This window comes from Herbaspirillum lusitanum (genome assembly GCF_026127345.1).
GTDB lineage: Bacteria > Pseudomonadota > Gammaproteobacteria > Burkholderiales > Burkholderiaceae_D > Herbaspirillum > Herbaspirillum lusitanum.
Map to the genome: position 1 here is coordinate 1 of NZ_QXFG01000001.1, position 25300 is coordinate 25300.

Annotated in this window: 23 protein-coding genes; 13 read left to right on the plus strand and 10 right to left on the minus strand. The window is 56.3% G+C overall.

Annotation, left to right across the window (positions count from 1 at the left end):
* The 4 genes from DXT88_RS00005 to DXT88_RS00020 form a co-directional block, all read right to left on the minus strand.
* Nucleotides 1-758: ABC transporter ATP-binding protein (locus tag DXT88_RS00005; RefSeq protein WP_265210824.1), on the minus strand; the 758-nt coding region annotated here is incomplete at its 3' end.
* Nucleotides 758-1528, minus strand: a complete 771-nt coding sequence (locus DXT88_RS00010) for an ABC transporter ATP-binding protein (RefSeq protein WP_116436165.1) — start codon at nucleotides 1526-1528, stop codon at nucleotides 758-760. The genes DXT88_RS00010 and DXT88_RS00005, both read right to left, overlap by 1 nt.
* A 223-nt stretch (nucleotides 1529-1751) precedes the next feature.
* Complete coding sequence (locus tag DXT88_RS00015; RefSeq protein WP_265210827.1) at nucleotides 1752-3386, minus strand: GMC family oxidoreductase; 1635 nt, start codon at nucleotides 3384-3386, stop codon at nucleotides 1752-1754.
* A 64-nt stretch (nucleotides 3387-3450) separates the two neighbouring features.
* Nucleotides 3451-4968, minus strand: coding sequence for a CoA-acylating methylmalonate-semialdehyde dehydrogenase (locus DXT88_RS00020; RefSeq protein ID WP_265210828.1), 1518 nt, complete (start codon nucleotides 4966-4968; stop codon nucleotides 3451-3453).
* 191 nt (nucleotides 4969-5159) lie between these two features.
* Between DXT88_RS00020 and DXT88_RS00025 the strand changes: the two genes are divergently transcribed.
* Together DXT88_RS00025 and DXT88_RS00030 are read left to right on the plus strand one after the other, a co-directional pair.
* Nucleotides 5160-6041 (plus strand): LysR family transcriptional regulator, encoded by an 882-nt coding sequence (locus DXT88_RS00025; protein ID WP_265210829.1) that lies wholly within the window; start codon nucleotides 5160-5162, stop codon nucleotides 6039-6041.
* Nucleotides 6042-6372: 331 nt separating this feature from the next.
* Complete coding sequence (locus tag DXT88_RS00030; protein ID WP_265210893.1) at nucleotides 6373-6681, plus strand: 2Fe-2S iron-sulfur cluster-binding protein; 309 nt, start codon at nucleotides 6373-6375, stop codon at nucleotides 6679-6681.
* 350 nt (nucleotides 6682-7031) lie between these two features.
* Here the strand turns inward: DXT88_RS00030 and DXT88_RS00035 are convergent, their stop codons facing one another.
* Together DXT88_RS00035 and DXT88_RS00040 are read right to left on the minus strand one after the other, a co-directional pair.
* Nucleotides 7032-9062 (minus strand): AsmA family protein, encoded by a 2031-nt coding sequence (locus tag DXT88_RS00035; RefSeq protein ID WP_265210831.1) that lies wholly within the window; start codon nucleotides 9060-9062, stop codon nucleotides 7032-7034.
* Between the two features lie 57 nt (nucleotides 9063-9119).
* Nucleotides 9120-10079: a LysR family transcriptional regulator gene (locus DXT88_RS00040; protein WP_016836183.1), complete on the minus strand. Its 960-nt coding sequence runs from the start codon at nucleotides 10077-10079 to the stop codon at nucleotides 9120-9122.
* Between the two features lie 164 nt (nucleotides 10080-10243).
* On the opposite strand from DXT88_RS00040, the gene DXT88_RS00045 reads away from it, so the two are divergent.
* From DXT88_RS00045 to dnaA, 4 genes are all read left to right on the plus strand, one after another.
* Nucleotides 10244-10489, plus strand: a complete 246-nt coding sequence (locus tag DXT88_RS00045; RefSeq protein ID WP_016836184.1) for a hypothetical protein — start codon at nucleotides 10244-10246, stop codon at nucleotides 10487-10489.
* Between the two features lie 502 nt (nucleotides 10490-10991).
* Nucleotides 10992-11312 (plus strand): hypothetical protein, encoded by a 321-nt coding sequence (locus DXT88_RS00050; RefSeq protein ID WP_016836186.1) that lies wholly within the window; start codon nucleotides 10992-10994, stop codon nucleotides 11310-11312.
* A 277-nt stretch (nucleotides 11313-11589) separates the two neighbouring features.
* Nucleotides 11590-12357: a class II glutamine amidotransferase gene (locus DXT88_RS00055; RefSeq protein WP_265210832.1), complete on the plus strand. Its 768-nt coding sequence runs from the start codon at nucleotides 11590-11592 to the stop codon at nucleotides 12355-12357.
* A 249-nt stretch (nucleotides 12358-12606) separates the two neighbouring features.
* Nucleotides 12607-14037: a chromosomal replication initiator protein DnaA gene (gene dnaA / locus DXT88_RS00060; RefSeq protein WP_265210833.1), complete on the plus strand. Its 1431-nt coding sequence runs from the start codon at nucleotides 12607-12609 to the stop codon at nucleotides 14035-14037.
* A 169-nt stretch (nucleotides 14038-14206) separates the two neighbouring features.
* On the opposite strand, the gene DXT88_RS00065 is transcribed toward dnaA, so the two are convergent.
* The gene (locus DXT88_RS00065) at nucleotides 14207-14446 is read right to left on the minus strand and encodes a hypothetical protein (protein ID WP_162098092.1); all 240 of its coding nucleotides are present in this window, start codon (nucleotides 14444-14446) and stop codon (nucleotides 14207-14209) included.
* Here DXT88_RS00065 and dnaN point away from each other — a divergent pair.
* From dnaN to DXT88_RS00090, 5 genes are all read left to right on the plus strand, one after another.
* Entirely contained in the window at nucleotides 14369-15475 is a 1107-nt protein-coding gene (gene dnaN / locus DXT88_RS00070; RefSeq protein WP_029363922.1) for a DNA polymerase III subunit beta, read from the plus strand. The two genes, DXT88_RS00065 and dnaN, sit on opposite strands and share 78 nt — an antisense overlap.
* 205 nt (nucleotides 15476-15680) lie before the next feature.
* Nucleotides 15681-18188: a DNA topoisomerase (ATP-hydrolyzing) subunit B gene (gyrB, locus tag DXT88_RS00075; protein ID WP_029363923.1), complete on the plus strand. Its 2508-nt coding sequence runs from the start codon at nucleotides 15681-15683 to the stop codon at nucleotides 18186-18188.
* Nucleotides 18189-18683: 495 nt separating this feature from the next.
* Complete coding sequence (dcm, locus tag DXT88_RS00080; protein WP_265210834.1) at nucleotides 18684-20036, plus strand: DNA (cytosine-5-)-methyltransferase; 1353 nt, start codon at nucleotides 18684-18686, stop codon at nucleotides 20034-20036.
* A gap of 3 nt (nucleotides 20037-20039) precedes the next feature.
* Complete coding sequence (locus DXT88_RS00085) at nucleotides 20040-20519, plus strand: very short patch repair endonuclease (protein ID WP_265210835.1); 480 nt, start codon at nucleotides 20040-20042, stop codon at nucleotides 20517-20519.
* Entirely contained in the window at nucleotides 20497-21810 is a 1314-nt protein-coding gene (locus DXT88_RS00090; RefSeq protein ID WP_265210836.1) for an MvaI/BcnI restriction endonuclease family protein, read from the plus strand. The genes DXT88_RS00085 and DXT88_RS00090 overlap by 23 nt, the downstream gene beginning before the upstream one ends.
* An 18-nt stretch (nucleotides 21811-21828) precedes the next feature.
* Here DXT88_RS00090 and DXT88_RS00095 read toward each other — a convergent pair whose 3' ends face one another.
* Complete coding sequence (locus DXT88_RS00095) at nucleotides 21829-22950, minus strand: hypothetical protein (RefSeq protein WP_265210837.1); 1122 nt, start codon at nucleotides 22948-22950, stop codon at nucleotides 21829-21831.
* A gap of 156 nt (nucleotides 22951-23106) precedes the next feature.
* Between DXT88_RS00095 and DXT88_RS00100 the strand changes: the two genes are divergently transcribed.
* Both DXT88_RS00100 and DXT88_RS00105 read left to right on the plus strand, forming a co-directional pair.
* The gene (locus tag DXT88_RS00100; protein ID WP_265210839.1) at nucleotides 23107-23553 is read left to right on the plus strand and encodes an SRPBCC family protein; all 447 of its coding nucleotides are present in this window, start codon (nucleotides 23107-23109) and stop codon (nucleotides 23551-23553) included.
* Between the two features lie 55 nt (nucleotides 23554-23608).
* On the plus strand, nucleotides 23609-23923 hold the full coding sequence (locus tag DXT88_RS00105) for a YdcA family protein (protein WP_265210840.1): 315 nt from the start codon (nucleotides 23609-23611) through the stop codon (nucleotides 23921-23923).
* Between the two features lie 12 nt (nucleotides 23924-23935).
* Here DXT88_RS00105 and DXT88_RS00110 read toward each other — a convergent pair whose 3' ends face one another.
* Nucleotides 23936-24571: an ABC transporter ATP-binding protein gene (locus DXT88_RS00110; RefSeq protein ID WP_265210841.1), complete on the minus strand. Its 636-nt coding sequence runs from the start codon at nucleotides 24569-24571 to the stop codon at nucleotides 23936-23938.
* A 103-nt stretch (nucleotides 24572-24674) separates the two neighbouring features.
* Nucleotides 24675-25190 (minus strand): DUF421 domain-containing protein, encoded by a 516-nt coding sequence (locus DXT88_RS00115; RefSeq protein ID WP_265210842.1) that lies wholly within the window; start codon nucleotides 25188-25190, stop codon nucleotides 24675-24677.
* Nucleotides 25191-25300 lie beyond the last annotated feature (110 nt).

Genomic DNA, 25300 nt, shown 5'->3' on the forward strand with positions numbered 1-25300 from the left:
AGCAGCTCATTGAGCTTCTGCGTCTTCGATTCGAGTTCCGACGAAGCGAACGACTCGACGATCTGGCCGTGTTCCATCACATAGAAACGATCGGCCAGCGGTGCAGCAAAGCGGAAGTTCTGTTCCACCATCACAATCGTGTAACCCTTGGCCTTGAGCATCAGGATCATGCGCGCGAGCGCCTGCACGATCACCGGCGCCAGGCCTTCGGAAATCTCGTCGAGCAGCAACAGGCGTGCGCCCGTGCGCAGGATGCGCGCCACCGCCAGCATCTGCTGTTCACCGCCGGACAAGCGCGTGCCCTGGCTGTTGCGGCGTTCCTTCAGATTCGGGAACATGTCGTAGATCTCGTCGATCGACATGCCCTTGTCAGTCTTGGACACGAACGGCGGCAGCATCAGGTTTTCTTCCGCCGACAGCGACGAGAAAATGCCGCGCTCTTCCGGGCAATAACCGACGCCCTGATGCGCGATCTTGTAGGTCGGCATGGCGACGGTTTCATTGCCGTTGATCCTGATCGAGCCCTTGCGTGCACCGACCAGCCCCATGATGGAACGCAAGGTGGTGGTGCGACCGGCGCCGTTGCGGCCCAGCAGCGTGACCACTTCGCCCTTGTTCACCGACAGGTTGACGTTATGCAGGATGTGGGATTCGCCGTACCAGGATTGCAGGTCGGAAATCTCCAGCGCCGGCGTGCCGCCGGTTGCGGATGCAATACCGCCTTGTTGCAATGTCGCCGCACTTGTCACGATCGTCATCAGTGTGCTCCTTCCAGCGCGCCGGCAGTGGTGCCCATGTAGGCTTCCATCACCTGCGGATTCTTCGATACCTGGTCATACGTGCCTTCGGCCAGCACGGCGCCGCGCTGCAGCACGCTGATGCGGTCGCAGATGCCGGCGATGACGTTCATGTTGTGTTCCACCATCAGGATGGTGCGGCCGACCGAGACCTTCTTGATCAGCGCGGTCACGCGATCGACGTCTTCGTGGCCCATGCCCTGGGTCGGTTCATCGAGCAGCATCAGTTCGGGTTCCATCGCCAGCGTCGTGGCGATTTCCAGCGCGCGCTTGCGCCCATACGGCAAATCCACCGTCAGCGTATCGGCGAAACTGGTCAGGTCGACTTCGTCGAGCAAGGCCATGGCGCGGTCGTTGAGTTGCTTGAGGCTGTCGCTGCTCTTCCAGAAATGGAAGGACGTGCCGAGCGTGCGCTGCAAACCGATGCGCACGTTCTCCATCACGCTCAGGTGTGGAAACACCGCCGAAATCTGGAACGAACGGATGATGCCCTGGCGCGCAATCTGCGCCGGCGCTTCCATCGTGATGTCGCGACCGTTGAACAGGATCTGGCCCGAGGTCGGCACCAGGAATTTGGTCAGCAGGTTGAAGCACGTCGTCTTGCCGGCGCCGTTCGGGCCGATCAGCGCATGGATGTGGCCGCGCTCGACTTGCAGGTTGACTTTGCTTACCGCTGTAAAACCCTTGAATTCCTTCGTCAGGTTTTTTGTCTCCAGAATGACATCTGTCATAGTGTCTCTTCTCATTCTTCCCATGAATACCCCGCGTGTGTCCGCAGGGCCGCCTTGTGTAAATCGCTACGCTTCTGGCGCCGCAATCTGAGCCTGTGAGGCTCTCGTGCGAGAGTCTTATTTTTTTAATATCTGGCGCATAGTAGCCGAGTCGTACCATTACTACAATACGTATAAGTACCGTATTGGAGAAAGGTCGAATTTTTTATTTTCGGCGCAACTTTCAAGGCGTTCCGCGACGTGCTGCGCGGATCAATTCTGCTGCCTTTTCGGCAATCATCAGGGTCGGAGAGTTGGTATTACCGGATGTGATGGTCGGCATCACGGATGCATCCACAACCCGCAGCCCGCCTACGCCGCGCACGCGCAACTGGCTGTCCACCACGGCCTGCGCGTCATCGGCGCGGCCCATCTTGCAGGTGCCGACCGGATGGAAAATCGTCGTGCCGATTTCGCCGGCGGCTTTGTATAACTCTTCCTCAGACTGGTATTCCACACCGGGCTTGCATTCGTCGGGTTGGTACTTTCGCAACGCCGGCGCCGAGACAATTTTTCGCGTCAGCTTGAGCGAGTCGGCGGCGACCTTGCGATCGGCTTCCGTGCTCAGATAATTGAGCGTGATTTTTGGCGCTAAAGCACCGTCGTTGCTACCCAGGCGAATATGACCGCGCGAAGTCGGACGCAGGTTGCATACGCTGGCGGTGAACGCCGGGAACGGATGCAGCGGATCGCCGAATTTTTCCAGCGACAAAGGCTGCACGTGGTACTCGAGATTGGCGCTGCTCTGCGATGCATCGGACTTGGCGAACACGCCGAGCTGCGACGGCGCCATCGACATCGGACCGCTCTGGAACATGGCGTACTGCACGCCGATCATCATCTTGCCGTACCAGTTGCCGGCCATCATGTTGAGCGTCTTCACGCCCTTCACCTTGAACGCCATGCGGATCTGCAAATGGTCCTGCAGATTTTCGCCGACGCCGGCGAGATCCTTCACCACCGGAATCTGATGCTGCTGCAACAAGGCCGCCGGACCGATGCCCGACAATTGCAGGATATGCGGCGACCCTACCGCGCCAGCGGCCAGGATGGTTTCGCTGGTCGATTCGGCGTACCACTCGCTGCCGCCACCGGTGAATTCGACACCGACGCAGACCGGCCCAGTGTCTCGTTGTTCGATGCGCAGCCGTTTGACGTGCGAACCGGTCATCACGTCGAGGTTGCCGTTTTTCATGGCCGGTTTCAAAAATGCTTTCGAGGCGTTCCAGCGAATGCCGCGTTTTTGATTGACGTCGAAATAGGAACTGCCTTCGTTGTCGCCACGGTTGAAATCGTCGATCTTGGGAATGCCGGTTTCCGCCGCCGCATCGCGGAAGGCGTCGAGGATTTCCCACGACAGCCGTTGCTTCTCGACGCGCCATTCGCCGCCGGCGCCGTGGAACTCATCGCTGCCCTTGTAATGGTCTTCGCTCTTCCTGAACAGCGGCAGCACCTGGTCCCAGCGCCAGCTGTCGTCGCCGCTCAATTGCGCCCACTCGTTGTAATCGCGTTCCTGGCCGCGCATGTAGATCATGCCGTTGATCGACGAACAACCGCCCAGCACTTTGCCGCGCGGATAGATCAGGCTGCGCCCATTGAGGCCGACGTCGGCTTCGGTGCGGTACAGCCAGTCGGTGCGCGGATTGTTGATGCAATACAGGTAACCGACAGGAATATGGATCCACAGGTAATCATCCTTGGCGCCCGCCTCGATCAGGAGCACCTTGACGCCGGCATCCCTGCTCAGGCGATTGGCCAGCACGCAACCAGCCGTGCCGCCGCCGACGATGATGTAATCGTATTTACCTGCTGACTCCATATTCCTGTCTCCGTTATTTTTATCGATTGTGTTGCTGCGAACTTGCTACAAACTTATTGCGCGATTACTTCGCCACCGGCATCGTGAATTCCGCACCCTTGCCGATAGTAGCCGACCAGCGCTGCATGATGGACTTATATCGCGTATAGAACTTGATGCCCTCTTCGCCGTAGGCATGCGTATCGCCGAACAGCGAACGCTTCCAGCCGCCGAAGGAATGCCAGGCCATCGGCACCGGAATCGGCACGTTGATGCCGACCATGCCGACCTGGATGCGACGCGAGAATTCGTGCGCCGTATTGCCGTCGGCGGTGAACAGCGAAACGCCGTTGCCGTATTCATGCGCATTGATCAGGCGCACTGCTTCGGCAAAATCAGGCACGCGCACCACGCACAATACCGGTCCGAAAATTTCTTCCTTGTAGATCTTCATGTCCGGCGTGACGTTATCGAACAAGGTGCCGCCAACGAAGAAGCCGTTTTCATGACCCGGCACGGTGATGCCGCGACCATCCACCAGCAGCTTGGCGCCTGCCTTGACGCCATCGTCGATGTAGCCTTCCACCTTGGCCTTGTGCGCCGCCGTGACCAGCGGGCCCATTTCGGCGTCGGCTTCCATGCCGTTCCTGATTTTCAAGGCCTTCACGCGCGGGATCAGCGCCTCCACCAGCTTGTCGGCCACGCTGCCGACCGCCACCGCCACCGAAATCGCCATGCAGCGTTCGCCGGCCGAACCGTAGGCTGCACCGATCAGCGCATCGACCGCCTGCTCCAGATTGGCGTCCGGCATCACCACCAGGTGATTCTTGGCGCCGCCCAGCGCTTGCGCACGTAACGGGAAGGTACCGGCGCGCTTGGTCGCTTCGCTGTAAATGTATTCCGCGATCGGCGTCGAACCGACGAAAGAGATCGCCTGCACGTCCGGATGCTGCAGCAACGCATCGACCGCGACCTTGTCGCCCTGCACCACGTTGAACACGCCGTCCGGCAGACCGGCGCGCTTGAACAGGTCGGCCAGCATCAGCGACGGCGTCGGATCGCGCTCGGACGGCTTCAGGATGAAGCTGTTGCCGGTAGCGATCGCCATCGGCGCCATCCACAGCGGCACCATCACCGGGAAATTGAACGGCGTGATGCCGGCGGTAACGCCCAGCGGCTGACGCAGATTCCAGTTGTCGATGCCGCCGCCGATGTTGTCGGTGAACTGGGTTTTCAGCAATTGCGGCACGCCACAGGCGAACTCGACGATTTCCAGACCGCGCGTGACTTCGCCCTTGGCATCGGAAAACACCTTGCCGTGTTCGCGCGTGATCGCCGCAGCCAGGTCGTCATGATGCTGCTCGATCAACTCCTTGAACTTGAACAGTACGCGGGCGCGCTTCAACGGCGCGGTCTCGGCCCAGCCCGGCGCAGCGGCGCTGGCGGAAGCGACCGCGGCATTGACTTCCGCCGTCGAGGCCAATACGACCTGGCCCGACACTTCACCGGTGGCCGGATTGAAGACGTCCTGCTGGCGTCCGCTTTCGGACGGCGCAATGCGGCCGTTGATGTAATGCTGGATCGTGGATGGTGCAGCGGTCATAAGTGTCCCTTTGGTATGAATTGATATCGAATCGGAAAAAATGGCGGATTTATCCTGTTTTGAGAGAATATCGCGTAGATTCGGATGAATCCAATCAGTTATTATCAACAGCAATATAAAAATAACTGATAAAAGTGCCGCAACAGGCTTTCCTCCTCACCTGTCCATTTTTATTTTTTCAGCATTTAGCCATGGATTTCACGCAATTACGCGCTTTTATCGCCGTCGCCGAGGAAGGCAACCTGACGCGTGCCGCCGACCGGCTCCATGTCACCCAGCCGGCCGTGAGCCTGCAGATCAAACTCTTGCAAGAACGGCTCAAGCTGCAATTGTTCGTGCGCACCAGTGCCGGCATGCGACTGACCAACGACGGCACCAAGCTGCTGCCGGTGGCCGAACGGGTGCTCAACACCTTGCAGGAATTCCACCAGCACGCCGACGCGCTGCACACCAGCGCCGGCACCCTGAGCGGCACTTTGTCGCTGGGAACCATCCTCGATCCCGAGTTCATCCGCCTGGGCGCCTTCCTCAAGCTGCTGGTCGAGCGTTATCCCCAATTGTCCACACGTCTTCAACACCATATGTCCGGTTCGGTGCTGCAATTGCTGAAAACCGGCGAGCTCGACGTCGGGTTCTTCCTGGGAACGCCCGGCAAGGGCTTCCACAGCCTCACCCTGACGCCGTTCACCTATAACGTCATCGCCCCCGCCGGCTGGAAGAACCGCGTCGCCGGCAAGGGCTGGAAGGAGCTGGCGCAGCTTCCCTGGATCTGGACGCCGCCGGAGTCCGCACATCACCGTCTGCTGAACAGGGTTTTCATGCAATACAAGCTGACGCCCAATACCGTCGCGCTGGTCGATCAGGAATCCTCCATGCTGGACCTGGTGAAATCCGGCGTCGGCCTGTCGCTGGCGCGGGAGTCGATTGCGCTGAACCAGGCGCATGCGCACGGGTTGGTGATCGCCGATGCAGTCGATCTTTCTACCGAGCTGTCTTTCATTGCGTTGGAGAAACGCAAGAATGAACCAGCCATCAGCGCCGTGTTTGCCTTGTTGCAAAACGTATGGAGTTGAGTTTTTTTGTCATTTCCTGAAAGGAATTTTTTTGAGTTTTCGAAAATGACGTGAAGTAGGTTTTTAAATTAATAGTTTATATATATAAATAGTAGTAGTAGTTAACGCAGGTGCTTTTCTGTGGATAACCCGGTAAACCTGCATCGAATCATCCACTTGCGAAATTCATAAACGCTTGGCAAGTCTTGTATGGTGAAAGAACAGATGGTGGATAGAAATCGGCGCTGTGCAAAACTCTGGGACTATCCCCAATTCGCCCAAGAGATATCCAGAGACTTATCCACAGATGGTCTTCAATCAACCCCGCACGATACAAATTTTTCCCATGCCCATGGACGTAACGATACCCAAACAAGCCTACAAGGTCTCTTTGTTGCCTTCAGGACTGGAATTTGAAGCCGGCGCGGGAAGTTCGTTGCTGAACGCAGCCTTGCGAGCGCACATCCGGTTGCCCAGTTCTTGCAGGAATGGAACATGCCGCACTTGTCTGTGCATGTTGAAAAGTGGAGAAATCAGTTACCAGATCGATTGGCCCGGTTTGACCCGGGAAGAAAAAGCCGAAGGTTACCTATTGCCTTGTGTTGCGGTTGCCGAATCGGACCTGGTTATTGAAGTACCGGATGCACTTTCCCTGAAATGAAATTGACGCATCCGGTTTCCAAGGCGTTTTTCCGTTTTTGAAGCCGCTTGGAGAGAAACCGGGTTTTCAGGTTTTCGGGGTTTTAGGTTTTATATAAAAGTTTATATATATAAATAGTAGTAATAGTTAACACAGGTCCTTTTCTGTGGATAACCCGGTAAACCCGCATCAAATCATCCACTTGCGAAATTCATAAACGCTTGGCAAGTCTTGTATGGCAAAAGAACAGTTCGGGGATAGAAATCGGGCCTGTGCAAAACTCTCCATCTATCCCCAATCCGCGCAAAGCTTATTCACAAAGTTATCCACAGGATGCCGTTCTGACAAGAACCGGCATTACGAAAAGCAAGCTAGCGCCTGGCCGCCTGTGGCCTGGTTTTGCCGGGGGGAGGCGCGACCGGTTGCTTTTGCACTTCCTGCAAGAGATTGGCGCAATCGGTTTGTTGTTCACCGCTGATATTGATCAAAGGCAGGATCGCCGCCACCGGCGCCAACACACCCAATACCACCGCGCCGCCGGCCTTGAGCGCCAGTACGCCCTTGTCGACGCCGACCTTCGGATCCTTGAACGGGCCGGTCACATACAGCGGCGAGCGCAGCGAAATGATGCGCAAGCCTTTGCTTCGCGGATTGATGACCAGGTCCAGTTGTTCTTGCGCAAGATTGAGGTTGCCGCTGATGTTGATGATGGCGTCTTCGGTATCCAGCGTGAAAGTGCGCGCCTGTGCCAGGCCGTTGCTGACGGTGAAATCACCGGCCATGCAATTGAGCTTGACCTGCTTGTCGCCGAACAGCTTGGAGACCACCACGTTGCCGATGTTCAGGCCCATCTCTTCCAGCAATAGCTTGCTGATGGCGCCGTGGTTGATCAGCATCTTCAGTTCGCCGTTGGAGGAACCCAGCATCGCCGCCACCGAATTGCCGGTGGCCGTCAATGCCGCGTCGCCGTTGATTTCACCGAAGCTGGTCTGGGCTGCATCGAGATTCGGGAACAATTGCTGGATCTTGATGCGGCGCGCCGACAGCTTGACGTCCGACTTCATCTTCGGATTGCGGCCGTCCAGGTGCATGGTGGAAGCCAGGTTGCCGCCGGCGATGCCGAAGTTCAGCGGCGTCAGCGACAAGACCTTGTCCTTCAGGTGCAGGTCGGCCTGGATGTTGTTGACCGGCAGATCCTTTTCCTTGACCACGCGGTGTGCGGTCAGCTTGACGTCGGCATCGATCGCGTCCCATGCCTCGGTCTGGAACTCCTTGACCGGCAACACCTTGTCGGACGGCTGGCGCTCTTCCGCACTGCGTTTTTCCTTGCTGGCGTTGGAGTCGGCGCCGATCAGCGGGCCCAGGTCTTCAAAGCGCAACAGGTTCGACACCACTTCGCCCCTGAGCAGCGGACGCGGTTCCTTCGACTGATATTCGAGCGTGCCGCCGATGTCGCTGGAACCGACCTGGCCCTTGAATTTTTCATAGGTCCAGGTACTGCCGTTCTTCTTGCCCACCGGATTGAGTTTGCCGATCAAATGACCCGAGGTGGAGAACGGCGGGGTTTCCGGCAACAGCACGCCGGTCAATGGAAACAGATGCGCCATGCTGTCGCCGGACAGGTTCAGTTGCAGATCGAGCGCGGCCAGTTCCTGCGGTTTGGTCAGCGTGCCCTTGACGGCGATGCGGGTCTTGCCGACGCGCACGTCGGCTTCAAGCGGATACGGCTTGCTCTCATCCTGCAGCGACAGCACGCCGCCGGCCTTGCCTTCGCCGTTGATGTCGGCCTTGTTGAACGAGCCCTTCACGTTCCAGCCGATGCCGTAGATTTTTTCCTTGTCGGGATCCAGCGTGTCGATTTCAGCGCGGGCCTTGGTTTTCTGGATGGCGTCGTCGAGCTCGACCACGCCTTTGCGGATCACGATTTTTTCAGGACGGAATTGCCAGGTCGACGGACCGTCGTCGGACTTGAAGGTCCAGTTGTTGACGGCGTCCTTCTTGCGCAGCAACTGCAGGTAGGGATCCTGGGCTTCCAGATCGGGCAGCACGATCTTGTGCTGCAGCAGCGGCCAGGGATTGAGCGTGACGTTGAGCTGCTTGACAGTCGCCATGTTCGAGTCGGCGGGCGCCCACTCCGGATTGCCAAGCACGATGTCGCTGGCGCTCACGTGCGGCCACGGTATCCATCGGGCCCAACTGGTCTGCGGAGCATCGGGCTTGCGCCATTTGACGATGAGGTCGCCCTGGATCGCGAAGTGGCGCCCGGTGGCGTCGCTGACGCGCTGGTTGATCCAGGGCCGCGCGCGGTTCCAGTCGAAGGTGATGATCAGAATGACCAGCAACACGATTAGCGCGAGCACGCCGGCCAGGCTGAACCCGATTATTTTTGATGTTCGTGACATAAATCATCCTAAAGTGAGTGATCTACGCCAACGGCATCAAGAATATTCCGGGCATCGTCAGCGCTTCATGTTGATACGACCGAATTCATCATGAGTTGTTGCAACTAAATGTGCGCGCAGCCACTTATGGGCCGGATTGCGCGCGTCTCGTTCATGCCACAACATGTCCACATGCTCTTCCGGCGTTTTGAACGGAAGCTCTTTCACCACAAGGACTTCGGTCATGCCGGTGGCGGCGATCAGATGGCGCGGCAAGACCGTGATCAACTCCGAACTGGCGACGATGCGACCGGCCGTGAAGAATTGGTTCACCGTCAGCAAAATCTTGCGTTCGCGTCCCATGCCCGAGAGCACATCGTCGATCACCGCATGGGGTTTGCCTGACAGGCTGACCAGCAAGTGATCGGCGGAGCAATATGCGTCGAGCGTCAATTCCTTGTCGGCCAGCGGATGGTTCTTGTGCATCACGCACACGTATTGGCCGGTGTACAGACGTTCGTGACTGATCTGGGTTTTGACCATGCCCTGGCCATCGGCCAGCTGCGCCGTCACGCCCGGGAAAAATCCCACCGCCAGATCGACGTCGCCGCGCAGCAGCATGGCGCGCGGGTCGCGTGTGGTCAGCGGCATCATGCGGATTTTCAGGCGCGGTGCGTCGCGCATGATGGTGCGCACCAGCGACGGCAGCCACAGCGCCGCAGTCGCATCGACCATCGCCATGCGGAAGGTGTTCTGCGCGCGCGTGACGTCGAAGGTTTCGGGCGTGATCACCGCTTCCAGTTCCGACAGCGCGCGACGCACGGTCGGCCACAGTTCTTCGGCGCGCGGCGTCGGCTTGACGCCGTGGGCGGTGCGGATCACCAGTTCATCGTTGAGGGTGTCGCGCAGCCGGCGCAGCGCGTTGGACACGGCCGGCTGGGTCATCGCCAGCAGATTGGCCGCGCGCGTCAGGTTTTGCTCCGTCATCACCGCGTCAAAGACGCGCAACAGGTTCAGGTCGAGAGTAAGGAAGCTCATGTCAGCCGCGCCCCATAAGGCAGAGAGGAGGAAAAGAAATTCGCCAAGGTCAAAAAATTAGTATTCACAAACGGTATAACTGATATCTGAAAACGAAATTGGTAAAGGTGCTTCGGCGTCATTACACTGCAATGCAACATAACACATTTCGCAAGGAGTCCATCATGACCACATTGACCGCAAATTACTCGTCGAAGACCACTGCCACCGGTTCCAGCAAGCTCGGCGCCGCACTGCGCAACATCTTCGTTCGCTTTGTCCAGGCTCATGAATCGCAAGCCGCCCTGATGACCGCTGACTACAACAGCAAGGTCGAAGGCGCTTCGCAACTGAATCGCCTGGCCAACAAGTTCGAATCCAGCCAGCCTAACCTGGCAGCTGAACTGCGCTTCATCGCATCGCGCGGCTAATCAGCTTCAGCGGCCCGGCAACATCGGGCAGCCACAGCAACAACAAGCAGCCACAACCCGCATCAAGCATTTGCAGCAACACTACAGTACGGCGATGTAGTGCGCGGAACCACCCGGTAACGACGCATTTCAGCGCTTCTGTAGGGCAACAACCGTTTCAGTCCTGAGTTTCTCAGGCCCGCGTCCTGGCGCGTATGCAGGCCAACCAGCCCGCAGCGATCGCGCGACAAGGGAATCTGTCCGGCGTCTCCTCCTCCCTCTTTAGGAAGGATTTCCCCGCAAGCTTCGGCTTTGCGGGGATTTTTTTGTCTGCGAAGTCCGGTGATTCTTCGAGGATCCCCTCCACAAGCCTTGAGCATACTGCATCTCGCGCTTTATTCACAATATCTATATCTGATATCCCCAGTCTAAATTGGCACTCCCGTGCTGAAAAACCTATACTGCATTGCAATAACAGAGCAATCGCGCTCAAAAGCAGTTTCATATCAGGGAAATCAATATCATGTCCATCCTCGCCATCGCCTTTCCAGTTGAAGCCGCCGTACCGGTCGCGCAATCGCTGATCGGAGCCAGCCTCGCGCTGACGCGTCCGTTGCTGGGCCTGGGCGCGCTGGTGACCCTGCTCATGGTATTCAAGCCGCTGCTGGCCGGCATCATGCGCGCCGTCGTCGCCTTCTTCGTGCCGCGCAAGTCGTTCGAGCAACGTGTCGCCGCCCATCGTTTCAGCGGCGTGCGCATGCTCAACCGCATGGCCAACGACTACAGCGGCAGCCAACCGAATTTTGCAGCCGAGCTGCGCAACCTGGCCGCGCGCGACAACTGATCGCCGCCAGCAGCAAAGCTTATTGGCAACAAGTAACGAACACGTAGTACGTACCGCGTCTCCTCCTCCCTCTTCAGGAAGGATTAGCCCCACGAGCCCCAATTCGTGGGGCTTTTTTTATGTGCGTTCGCTTATTTGCCTATCATTTACGGAAATCCACCGGGTTTTGCGCGATTTCACCCGACAACGGCTTTCTCGCACCATGTCCGCGTGATAACGTAGGGGTCTGGTTTCCCCCTCCTATTCATTACTCCAGCCTCACCGCTTCGCCGACATCATGTGCCAGTTACTCGGGATGAATTGCAACACGCCCACCGACATCGTTTTCAGCTTCACCGGTTTTGCAACCCGCGGCGGTTTGACGGATCACCACAGCGACGGCTGGGGCATCGCGTTTTTTGAAGGCTCCGGCGTGCGTCACTTCGTCGACTACCAGTCGGCGGTCAGTTCGCCCGTGGCCGAGCTGATCAAAAGTTGCCCGATCAAGTCGCAGCACGTCATCGCCCACATCCGCAAAGCCACCCAAGGCCGCGTTTCGCTGGCCAACTGCCATCCCTTCGTGCGCGAACTGTGGGGGCGTTACTGGGTATTCGCCCACAACGGCGACCTGAAGAATTTCACCCCCACCCTCGACGGCCCCTATCGCCCGGTCGGCACCACCGACAGCGAAATGGCGTTCTGCTACCTGCTGCAGGAGCTGCGCAAGCGCTTTGGCGACACCTTGCCGTCGTTGGCCGACTTAACGCCGGTGTTGCGCGAACTTACCACCCATATCGCCGGACATGGTCCATTCAACATGCTGTTGTCGGACGGCTCGGCACTGTTTTCGCATTGCTCCACCAATCTGTACTACATCATTCGCCAGCACCCCTTCGCGTCGGCGCACTTGTCGGATCAAGACGTCTCGGTAGACTTCTCCGAACTCACCACTGCCAACGACCGCGTCGCGGTCATCGTCACCCAGCCGCTCACCACCAACGAGACCTGGACCCAGTTCGCCCAAGGCGAGTTGAAAGTCTTCGTCGACGGCGCCGTGGTCGAATAAGTTATCCGGGCGGCAAGTTTCGTCTCGATTGCCGGCCTGCCTCTTTATGTTGCACACCCTCGATATATCCGGCAAAGCTTTTGCTGGCTATCCATATACATTTTTACTCTGTCAAAAACCGCCCAGCCTGTGGATAACTTTTCCCGGTCAGAGTAGAATGGCGCCCTTACGGTGTTGATATCGGGCGCTCCAGATTCCTTCAGCCCAAGCTGATCAACACGCATCCCACCTGTTTTTATAAGAAGATTCATGGAAAATTTTTGGCAAGCTTGCTCCGCAAAGCTGGAGCAAGAGTTGACGCCGCAGCAATACAGCGCATGGATCAAGCCCCTCGCCCCGCTTGATTACGAAGACGGCCGCCTGCGCATCGCCGCGCCCAACCGTTTCAAGCTCGACTGGGTCAAGACCCAGTTTGCCGGCCGCATCACCACGATTGCCTCGGAATATTGGGAAACCCAGATCGAAGTCCAGTTCGTGCTTGACCCGCGCGTCGGCGAAGCACGCCGTGCTGCCGCAGCCGCAGCGCCGCAGGGCTCGGGCCAGGGCGCCGGCCCGGGTCAGCTTAACCGCGTCGGCAGCATGCTCGACGGCTACCCGACCGGCATCCAGGAATCCCTGGTGCAACCGGCGCCGCCGCCGCACGTGGCGCCGCGGCAGGAATTGTCGCGCATCAACTCGGTGCTGACCTTCGACAACCTCGTCACCGGCAAAGCCAACCAGCTCGCGCGCGCCGCCGCCACCCAGGTCGCCAACAATCCCGGCGTGTCCTACAACCCGCTGTTCCTGTACGGCGGCGTCGGCCTCGGCAAGACCCACGTGATCCACGCCATCGGCAACCAGGTGCTGGCCGACAATCCCAATGCCAAGATCCGCTACATCCACGCCGAGCAATACGTGCGCGACGTGGTCACGGCCTATCAGCGCAAGGGTTTCGACGACTTCAAGCGCTATTACCACTCGCTCGACCTGCTGCTGATCGACGATATTCAATTCTTCGGCGGCAAGAGCCGCACCCAGGAAGAGTTCTTCTACGCCTTTGAAGCCCTGATCGCCGCCAAAAAGCAGATCATCATCACCAGCGACACCTATCCCAAGGAAATCAGCGGCATGGACGACCGCCTGATCTCGCGCTTCGATTCCGGCCTGACGGTCGCCATCGAGCCGCCCGAGCTCGAGATGCGCGTCGCCATCCTGATGAAAAAGGCCACCCTCGAAGGCGTGGTGCTGTCCGACGACGTCGCCTTCTTCGTCGCCAAGCACCTGCGCTCCAACGTGCGCGAGCTCGAAGGCGCGCTGCGCAAGATCCTGGCCTACTCGCGCTTCCACGGCAAGGACATCACCATCGATGTCGTCAAAGATGCGTTAAAAGACCTCTTATCCGTCCAAAACCGGCAGATCTCCGTCGAAAACATCCAAAAGACCGTCGCCGACTTCTTCAACATCAAAGTCGCCGACATGTATTCCAAGAAGCGCCCGGCCAATATCGCCCGGCCGCGCCAGATCGCCATGTACCTGGCCAAGGAACTGACGCAAAAGAGCCTGCCGGAAATCGGCGACCTGTTCGGCGGCCGCGACCACACCACGGTGCTGCACGCAGTCCGCAAGATCTCCGCCGACCGCACCAAAAACCCGGAATGCAACCACGAACTGCACGTGCTCGAGCAGACCCTGAAAGGTTGATCCGAAAGACCCAATTTGCTGCTTGAAGAGGGGTTGATTTGATACAATGGAGGAGTTGGTCCGGTTTGCCCGGGCAGTGTTTTTGTTGTCAATTCGACACTGCCGGAGTTGGGGCAAACCGTAAGCGAGGATGGCATCGTCGCGCTGCAGTGAAGGCACCGGTCAGTGGTTACGTCGGCGCAAACGCAACGAAGCCCTTTTCAAATTGCAGCGCATTTGCAGAAACTCCGGCAAAACTGGGCGCAAACGGTTGACCATGCCGGATTGCAGACAGAATTTGAAAGCGGCTTTCAGCATCCTTTAAACCATTATCAACAAGGATAAAAAGACTATGCAATTGGTCAAAACCCAACGAGATACGCTTCTCCGGCCACTGCAAATAGTGAGCGGTATTGTCGAGCGTCGGCACACATTGCCGATTCTGGCCAATATCCTCATTCGCAAGGACGGCGAAAAGGTGTCTTTCCTGTCCACCGACATTGAAGTGCAGATCACCACGCACGCCGAAGTCGGCTCCGGCAGCGAAGTCACCGCCACCACCGTCGCCGCGCGCAAACTGCTCGACATCCTGCGCGCGCTGCCCGACTCGGGCGAAGTGACGGTCACCCTGTCCAACAAGCGCCTCACGGTGCAGTCCGGCAAGTCGCGCTTCGCGCTGCAGACGCTGGCCGCGGAAGAATTCCCGACCGTCGCCCAGGCCGAGCACTACAACGCGCAAGTCACGCTGCCGCAAAAAACCCTGAAGCACCTGTTCAACATGGTCCACTTCTCGATGGCGCAGCAAGACATCCGTTACTACCTCAACGGCCTGCTGCTGGTCGTCGAAGGCAAGAACGTGATCGCGGTCGCCACCGACGGTCACCGTCTGGCGTTCTGCCAGGTCGCCACCGAGCAAGAGTTCCCGCGCCAGGAAGTCATCATCCCGCGCAAGACCATCATCGAACTGCAGCGCCTGCTGGAAGAAAACGACGACCCGGTCCAGCTCGAGATCGCCAACAACCAGGTCAAGCTGACGTTCGCCGACATCGAGCTGATTTCCAAGCTGGTCGAAGGCAAGTTCCCCGACTACACCCGCGTGGTGCCGAAGGGTTACAAGAACAACTTCACCATCGGCCGCGAACAGCTGCTGCGCTCGCTGCAACGCGCCGCGATCATGACCAGCGACAAGTTCAAGGGTGTGCGCTGGGTGATCGCTCCCGGCAGCCTGAAGATCAGCTCCACCAACGCCGACCAGGAAGAAGCGGTTGAAGAACTCGAGATCGACTACGGCGGCGACAGCGTCGACATCGGTTTCAACGTCACCTACCTGCTCGACGTGTTGAACAACCTGAAGGGCGACTTCGTCAACATCGCCCTGGGCGACGCCAACTCCTCCGCATTGATCACCATTCCCGACAATGCCGATTTCAAATACGTCGTCATGCCGATGCGCATTTGATTTCAGTTAGCCGGAAGCAGACGAGGGGCCGTGCATACACGGCCCTTCGCCACTTTCAGGAATTCGGTTTCACATCGATATCGCCTCGGCTTTGCATCGATTCAGCATCGGATTCCGCCAGTTTCACCGCGATTTTCACCGCAACACCAGCGTATTTCCTTAGCAGTCAGTCAGGCAGTTCCGTTAGTTTTTTCAGAAGGTAGCCATGTCCCAATCGTCCCAAGCGCCAGCAGACAACACCGTTCAACCGCAACAAAATCAATATGGAGCATCCTCCATCCAGATTCTGGAAGGTTTGGAAGCCGTCCGCAAGCGCCCCGGCATGTACATCGGCGACACCTCTGACGGCACCGGCCTGCACCACCTCGTGTTCGAAGTCCTGGATAACTCCATCGACGAATCGCTCGCCGGCCACTGCACCGAAATCCACGTCACCATCCACTCCGACAACTCGATCTCCGTCATCGACAACGGTCGCGGCATCCCGACCGGACTCAAGATGGACGACAAGCACGAGCCGAAGCGCTCCGCCGCCGAAATCGTCATGACCGAGCTCCACGCCGGCGGCAAGTTCGACCAGAACTCCTACAAGGTCTCCGGCGGCCTGCACGGCGTCGGCGTCTCCTGCGTCAACGGCCTGTCCAAACTGCTGCGCCTGACCATCCGCCGCGACGGCAAGGCCTACGCCATGGAATTCGTGCGCGGCATCCCGCAAGACCGCCTGATCGAAGTCATCGACGGCGTGCAAGTCTCGCCGATCCGCGTCACCGGCGACACCGACAAGCGCGGCACCGAAGTCCACTTCTGGGCCGACGAAGAAATCTTCACCCACGTCGAATTCCACTACGAAATCCTGGCCAAGCGCATCCGCGAACTGTCCTTCCTCAACAACGGCGTGCACATCAAGCTGACCGACCAGCGCACCGGCAAGGAAGAAAACTTCGCCTTCGAAGGCGGCACCCGCGGCTTCGTCGAATACATCAACAAGAACAAGAGCATCCTCAACCCGACCATCTTCCAGGCCACCGGCGAACGCATGTCGGACCAGAACACCAACATCAGCGTCGACGTCTCCATGCAATGGAACGACGCCTACAACGAGCAGGTGCTCTGCTTCACCAACAACATCCCGCAACGCGACGGCGGCACTCACCTGACCGGCCTGCGCGCCGCGATGACCCGCGTCATCAACAAATACATTGAAGAGCACGAGTTCGCCAAGAAGGCCAAGGTCGAAGTCTCCGGCGACGACATGCGCGAAGGCCTCACCTGCGTCCTCTCCGTCAAAGTCCCCGAGCCGAAATTCAGCTCGCAAACCAAGGACAAGCTGGTCTCCTCCGAAGTGCGCGGCCCGGTCGAAGAAATCGTCGCCAAGACCCTCACCGACTTCCTGCAAGAACGTCCGAACGACGCCAAGATCATCTGCGGCAAGATCGTCGAAGCCGCCCGTGCGCGCGAAGCCGCCCGCAAGGCGCGCGAACTGACGCGCCGCAAAGGCGTCATGGACGGCCTCGGCCTCTCCGCCAAACTGGCCGACTGCCAGGAAAAGGATCCGGCGCTGTGCGAACTCTACATCGTCGAAGGTGACTCCGCGGGCGGCTCGGCCAAGCAAGGCCGCGACCGTAAATTCCAGGCCATCCTGCCGCTGCGCGGCAAGGTCCTCAACGTCGAAAAAGCCCGCTTCGAAAAGATGCTCTCCTCCGAGCAGATCACGACGCTGATCGCCACCCTCGGCACCAGCATCGGCCCGGACGAATTCAACGCCGACAAGCTGCGCTACCACCGCATCATCATCATGACCGATGCCGACGTCGACGGCGCCCACATCCGCACGCTGCTGCTCACGCTGTTCTATCGCCAGATGCCGCAACTGGTCGAACGCGGCCACATCTACATCGCCCAGCCGCCGCTCTACAAGGTCAAGGCCGGCAAGGACGAGCGCTACCTCAAGGACGACGTCGAAGAAGCGCAGTACATGATGCAGATCGCCCTGAACGACGCAGAGCTCGTCCCTAGCGAAGGCGCAGCACCGATCAGCGGCGCACCGCTGACCGAACTGGTCCGTCAATACAACACCGCCAACGCCATCATCATGCGGTTGACGCGCATGATCGACGCCGGCGCCCTGTCCGCCATCATGACCGGCGTCACGCTGCAACTGAACACCGCAGCAGAAGCCGAGCAATCGGCCGCAGCCCTCAAGGCCGCGATCAACGAACCCGGCGTTGACGTCGTCGTGCGTTCGGACGAACTCACCGACAAGCACATCCTGCGCATCAACCGCCTGTACCACGGCAACATCAAGGCCACCGCCATCGATGCCGACTTCGTCAACGGCCCTGATTACCAGGTGCTGGAGAACGCCGCAGCAACCTTCCGCGGCCTGATCGGACGCGGCGCACTGATCCGTCGCGGCAGCGGTGAAAAGATCAAGGAAAGCGCCATCAACGACTTCCACCAGGCCGTGGCATGGCTACGCGAAGAAGCCGAACGCGGCGTCAGCAAGCAGCGCTATAAAGGTCTGGGTGAAATGAATCCAGGCCAGCTGTGGGAAACCACCATGGACCCAACCGTCCGCCGTTTGCTGAAAGTGCAAATCGAAGACGCGATCGCCGCGGATCAGATTTTCATGACGCTGATGGGGGATGACGTGGAACCGCGCAGGGCGTTTATTGAGTTGAATGCGCTGCAGGCTGGGAATATTGATGTTTGATCGGCGGCGTTACCGATTAGGGTAAGTTGCGATTTTGGAAAAAGCCCCCGGATATTAACCGGGGGCTTTTTATTTTACCTTTTACTAAAATAGTCATCGGGGCCTCTGAGATGAGTTCCAACGTAACTATTGAGTCCTTGTCCAGCAATAGCCAGCCGTTTCAATTGGTCAACATGACCACTGCCTGGTTTGGTCGCGTTATAAGTATAAAAACGATTTCTACCACTTCTGAATTCTATGAGGATCGAGTCACCACTGATTTCATAACCGACTACGTTAGAATTTCCACCCAAGTTCTTGTAATGTTCCAAAACGTTCTCCTTTTTCTTGTCATAAATGGGAAGAGCTTCGGTACTTGGTGAAAACTACTATTCACCGTCTCGCGTTTATAGCACTGATTGCGTTTGACGAAGAAAGTAAGACATGGCATGTGCAAAATTCTGGGTCAAATGAGTGATAAAATATCACTCATTTGACCCAGAGCTAAGGTAGACCGTGGAGCCACGACAAGAAGAGTTAACCCTGTTGAAACAGGTTCTTGAAATTTACGATCAAAAATACGTCGCTGAATATCTCAACGCGATATCTCCGGACGACTGGTGCCGGGAAACAATTAATCGTTGGCTTAACGGAAAAGCATCTCCGCGCTTAAGTCACAACGAATACGAAGCACTGCAGCGCCTGCTGCCCCCACGCCCTCAGACGAAACATGAATTCGATTTCATCGATTTATTTGCGGGGATCGGTGGTATTCGTCGTGGCTTTGAAGATATTGGCGGTCGGTGCGTACTAACTAGCGAATGGAATAAATTCTCTGTCCAGACGTATAAAGCCAATTATTACAGTGACCCGCAAGCACACATATTCAACGAAGACATCAGGCAGATTACCTTAAGCGACAAAGAAGATGTTTCGGAAGACGACGCATATAAACACATTGACGCTTCAGTCCCGAAACATGATGTGTTGCTGGCAGGATTTCCCTGCCAGCCATTCTCTATAGCAGGCGTATCAAAGAAGAATTCCTTAGGCCTGAAACATGGATTTGAGTGCAAAACTCAAGGGACATTGTTTTTTGACGTTGCACGAATTATTGCAGTTAAGCGACCGGCTGCTTTTGTCCTCGAAAATGTCAAAAATCTGAAAAGTCATGACAAAGGGCGCACATTTAAAGTAATCACAGAGACCCTCGAAGAACTGGGTTACTGGATATCAGATATGCAGTACGAAGGGACCAGTGATCCGAAGATCGTAGACGGTATACATTTTGTTCCGCAGCATCGTGAACGCATCGTATTAGTGGGCTTCCGTAAAGACCTTGAAGTACATAGCGGGTTTAGCTTAAAAGAACTATCCAAGCAGTTTCCAAAGCAAAAGCCGATCTTAAGTGACATATTAGAAGACGTAGTTGACGACAAATACATACTGACCCCTAAGCTCTGGGAATATTTGTTCAATTACTCAATCAAGCACAAAGAAAAAGGTAACGGTTTTGGCTACGGTTTAGTAAAAGGGACAGATACGACTAGGACGCTCTCTGCTCGTTACCATAAAGATGGCTCGGAAATTCTAATTGACCGAGGCTTTAATCCGGAGAAGCCTCTATCGGACAAAAAGAATCAGAAGAACCGACCTCGCAGACTCACTCCGCGGGAATGCGCTCGATTGATGGGTTATGACAGTCCCGAAACAGCAGATTTTCGAATTCCCGTGTCAGATACCCAAGCGTATAGGCAATTTGGTAATTCTGTGGTGGTCCCCGTCTTTGCAGCAGTGGCCAAGCTCATGAAACCGTATATCACCGCGGCAAAAAAGCGTGATACGCAGAAATTGGCAAAGGCTGCTTAAACTGTGACGGACGTACACTCGTCGTCTGTCCGGTCAAAGAATATGCGGGCAATCCGGCATCGAGATACGAAGCCGGAGCTACTTATTCGCAAGGCTCTGCATGCGAGAGGATTTCGCTACCGTGTCAATGTAAAGACACTACCGGGAACTCCAGACATGGTTTTACCGAAATACCGTGCGGTGATTTTTATACACGGTTGCTTTTGGCATGGTCATCGCTGTAATTTATTCAAGCTCCCAAAAACAAATACGATGTTTTGGCAGAATAAAATCGAGAATAATTTCAAAAGAGATATAATTTCCCAGGGGAATCTGATAGCAGAAGGTTGGCGAATTGCCGTCGTGTGGGAATGCGCATTAAAAGGTTCGAGTCGACTGCCCGCAGACACGTTAATTGACCAATTAAGTGGCTGGGTCACCAGTCCCCAAATTCAAACGATTGAATTCTTGGGGATGGCGATTGAAGGAGTTTCACACACTTGATGCCTTACTAGATTGCTTTGAACACCTAGGCGCCCAGCATATTTATTGCAAGCTGCTAGCTGAAAACGACAATACAAAACAGCAGATCTATCTGGGCAAGAACTTCGATGTTTTGAAATTACTAAGGTTTGGGCACCTCAGAACAGAAGCAAAGGGAAAACGCCCTAACTTTAAAGCTAGCGTTCCGTTATCTTGGATTGACCGGGACGGGAATCCAGCTCCAGCGCCAGGAGCCCAGTTAATTCTCTATCCAGACTATCCGGAAGTCCGACTATCCGGATTTCTGCGTGGATGTCCGATTTCACCTAATGACTTAATGCAGCCGGTTCCGAAAGAATCCCGGCGATTTAACAATGGGCGCGATGGTCGGGTTATGTTCTTCGCAGTGGCGGAAAATGATGTCTATACCTATCTCGCCGCAGCCGGCACACCAATTGCCAACGAAATTCACTCCATAGAATTGCCGCCGATTCAGCCGCAATTTGGGATGCTCCAGGAAATTATTCGCTCTAAGGCAGAGAATCCTCTTGAGACCCTGTTATCTAAACTGCGTGAGGTGTGCGCTGCCGGCTGGCATACATCAATTCGGCTCAATAAGTTCGGTGTAACACAGCCATATGTAGCTAGCAATGGCGGTGGCTATACCCTCGAAGCACTGTTTGGAATAATTCCAAACGGACGATCCGCGCCAGATTTCCTCGGCTGGGAGCTTAAAGCGTATAGCTCTGACAGAATTACTTTGATGACACCTGAGCCTGACTCTGGTTTTTATGGAGAGCACGGTGTCGAGGCATTCTTAAGAAAGTACGGTCGGCAGCTCGAGGGCGATGTGATCTACTTTACAGGAACTCATAAAGTCGGAGTTCCTTCAAAAACATCTGGGCAGACCTTACAAATATCTGGATTTGATGAAAAAAATAGAAAGGTCACGGATGTAAACGGCGGGGTCCAACTGTTCGCGGCTGACGGTGAACTAAGTGCTGAGTGGTCATTCGCAGGTCTCATCGAGCATTGGGGGAGAAAACACGCCGCAGCTGTTTATATTCCCTACACAAAATCCGATTCAACACCTCCTAGATACCAATTTAATAGCCCGGTGTTGATGGGACAAGGAACAGAGTTTTCTCTTTTCCTCAGCGCGATGAATTCTGGGCATGTGATCTATGACCCTGCGCCAAAATTAATGAATGCGAGCAATACGAATTCAAAAACTAAAGCCCGTAGTCAGTTCCGCATGCATGTCAGAGATTTGAGTCGCTTATATTTGAAATTCACAGAGGTTGATCTTTAATCAGGTGAGCAAAGTAGACTAGCGCTCTATTGTGACATTACATAATCCGGCGTAATTGATCCTTGGTAGTTTAAGGAGAGACCCTGTTGAAATAGCATCGGCCAATTTTTCCCGGCCAGCGTTACCAAGTGCTAGCCCCGAATGAAGCAGGTGCATGCAGTCCCACCGAATCTGCATTTGCGTCCTGTTGCCATTGCGTTGTCCAGAATCTTTGCCAACGGTTTGAAGACTCTCTCCAGTAAACGCATCGCCATTAAGATTTGCTATCAACCATGCCCACTTATCTTCAAGTTCCGGAACAATCATACCTAGGGGAGGTTTGCTTTTATCCCAGATTGGATTGACCAGAATAAGATGAAGCATACCAATCCCCAATGATGCCAAGGTCCGCATCGTTTTCACGTGAGGATACTCATCGAGTCCAAAAATCTTTGCTCGTGGCGCTGGAAATTTTCTTTTGAACTCGATATATCGGAGTTCACCGTCTGGCGCGAGAACCACAGCGTCTAGGTCAGTCCCTTCACGTCCTAGATATCGTCGAAGCATACAGTTCATGAAACGACGTTGAACAGAAAGAGCAGGGAGCGTACTGGCAATTCGTCGTTCTCGCAGCCTTTGAATTGCCAATGCAGAGGCATCGCCATCAATATTGTCCATGTCTCTCACGGTGCTCTCGACAATATCTGGTAGATCAGAAAGTACTTTCGAGAGAAATTTAGGCCCGACCCACTTTGAATCTGTCCATTCGTAGGCTATCAACGATGATCGGTCACGTAGTACCTTGAAGCAGCGAGTTTTTACTTTTCTCTTTGGGTCGCAAAAAAAAACTTCCAACTTACTTAGAATTTTCTCATCACAACTATTCCATGGATTAGTTTCATCTTCAAGCCGAAACCAAAATGCTGAATTGCCAAATCTGTTATATCCAATATGCCAACCGAATGAAAAGCAAAGACCAGCGGATAAACTAGCAATTTTCTGCAGATGCTCGCGGAATAATTGTTCAAATACAAATGCATCCATTCGTTTGGATCCTTCAACTGACAACTGACGAAAAGTATCTTCCCGGCTGTCGTGCGACATAGCACCTTCGTCGAAGGCATCACAAATTTGTTTCATAGAGTTGACCAAAATACTCACCTTGTTCTAATAAATTTTTGAGATTTTATTAGACCAATTATTGCATTCTTTGGCGGTACAGAAGGTACAGAACCGTTATGATCCGATTTGCATTGCCAGCTCATTTCCCTAATTAAATCTTTAAGTGAAAAGACCGTCACTACAGGAGACAGCACCATGCCCACCGGAACCGTAGAACTCCACCGCATCCTCCGCACCACCCCCGACAAAATCTACCGCGCCTTTACTGACGCAGCCGCCCTCGCCAAGTGGCTCCCACCCTACGGCTTCACCTGCACCGTGGAGCATCTGGAAGCCAAAGTCGGCGGTACCTTCCGCATGTCGTTTTCGAATTTCACCATCGGCAACGGCCACTCTTTCGGTGGCGAATACAAGGAGCTGGTGCCGGGCGAACTGGTTCGCTACACCGACAAGTTTGACGATCCGAATCTGCCTGGCGAAATGCAGGTGACGGTGAAGTTGAAGCCGGTGCTGACCGGCACGGAAGTGCGCATTACGCAGGCGGGGATTCCGGAAATCATTCCGGTGGAGATGTGTTATCTCGGCTGGCAGGAGTCGCTGCTGCAGCTGGCCAATCTTGTCGAGCCGAATATTCCAGGCTAGCGCCAGACGCTCTTTCGCAAGTCCCGATCACAATAAAAAAGAAAGGCTGACGGGGATGAAGGCCGCTGGATTTTTGCTTGCTCTGATGCTGGTTGCTGCGCACCAGTCCGGTGTCGCGGCCAACACGCCTTGCTCGGGGAAGAAGGGCGGCGTCTCTCATTGCGCCGGTGCGGAATTCATCTGCAATGACGGTTCCGTCAGCGCGTCGAAGAAGGTCTGTTCCATGTCCAACCGGCAGCAGTTGTTGCCGCTTGCGAAGGACGATGATGACGGTGGCTGCAGTTGCCGCAGCCATCGCTACTGCACCGGACCGCGCGGCGGACAGTTCTGCTATACGGACAGCGGGAACAAGAGTTATCGGCGCCGCTGACTCTGATTTGTCTCAGTCGCCCACGTCGATGATTTCGCGCGCCGCGATCTCCGCCGGCGTCTCATAAAAACTTGCCACCCAAACCTGCGGACTCTGATCGCCCTGCTCCGCAAAACCCGCCAGCACCTCGCTCACAAAATTGATCGAACTCTTGTCCAGGCTGGCAAACGGATCGTCCAGCAAATTCACCGCCGCACCCGCAGCGAACGCCCCCGCCAGATACACCTTGCGCTTGCTGCCGGTCGACAGCATGAACAGCTTCTTCTCCGCATGCGGCGTCAGCGACAGTCCTTCCAGTAATTCCGGCAGCGCGGTGTCGTCGAAGTCGGGGAACCGCGCCTTCACCGACGCAAAGTATTCCGGCACGCTCAGTTGATCGAAGGCTTCCGTGCGCGGGTCGACGTAGTAAACCTGTTGCTTGTATTGCGCGGCTTGTTCATCCAGGCGGACGCCGTTGATGGCCAGTTGGCCGCTGCTTGCCTTGAGCTCGCCGGCCAGCACGCGGATCAGGCTGGTCTTGCCGCGACCGTCGCCGCCGCGGATGACGGTGACGCCGGCGAGCAGGGCCAGCGAGATGTTCTTGAACACTTCATGGTCGGGGTAGCTGAAGCTCAGGTCGGTGGCGTGCAGGATGGTCGGGCTGGTCATCGGGTTCGGTGGGTTCTGTGGCTGCGGTGGATTGCTGGTGTCGTCATGCGGACTGCTGCTTGCCGACGCGAGAGGCGATTGTAAATCACCTGCGCCGGCCGGATCAGTGCAGCCGCTCCGCCGGCGCATTCACGTCACGCAGCGTGATGGTGATCTCGCCATTGCGCTCCAGCACCGCGCGCGCCACGTGGTCCAGCGTGGCGCCGTCTTCCTTCTTGCGCAGTGCGACGTCGATGTCGCGATCGCTGATCAGGCCGGCGCGCATCTGGTGCGGGTCTTTGCGGCCGTCCTTGACGAGCAGGCGTTCGGTGCCGCTGATGAGGTCGTCGAGCCAGGCCCAGCGCGTGACCAGCACGCCGATCAGGCGATGCAGCAGCACCAGCACGGCGCCGGCGGCGAGCGTGGGCGGCAGCGGCGAGGCGCCGACGATGGCGCGGCTCAGGATCGCGCCCAGCAAGACCGTGATGCACAGGTCGAAGGCGCTGCGCTGGCCGAACGAGCGGCGCCCGGCAATGCGTAGAAATATCAGCGTGAAACAGAACACGATCAGCGCCCGCATCGCCATGGCGGCGGCGCTGAGGTCGTTGGAGGCTTCGATGAGTTGGCGGATGTCTTCCATGCGGTTTCCTGAGGTGTACTGAATGCTGAGTAATGGAGGCGGCAGTGCGCGAGTCGCCATTGTGCATGAGCCTCCGTGGCGAGCGCCAGTGCCGGCCAGCGACTTCCGCT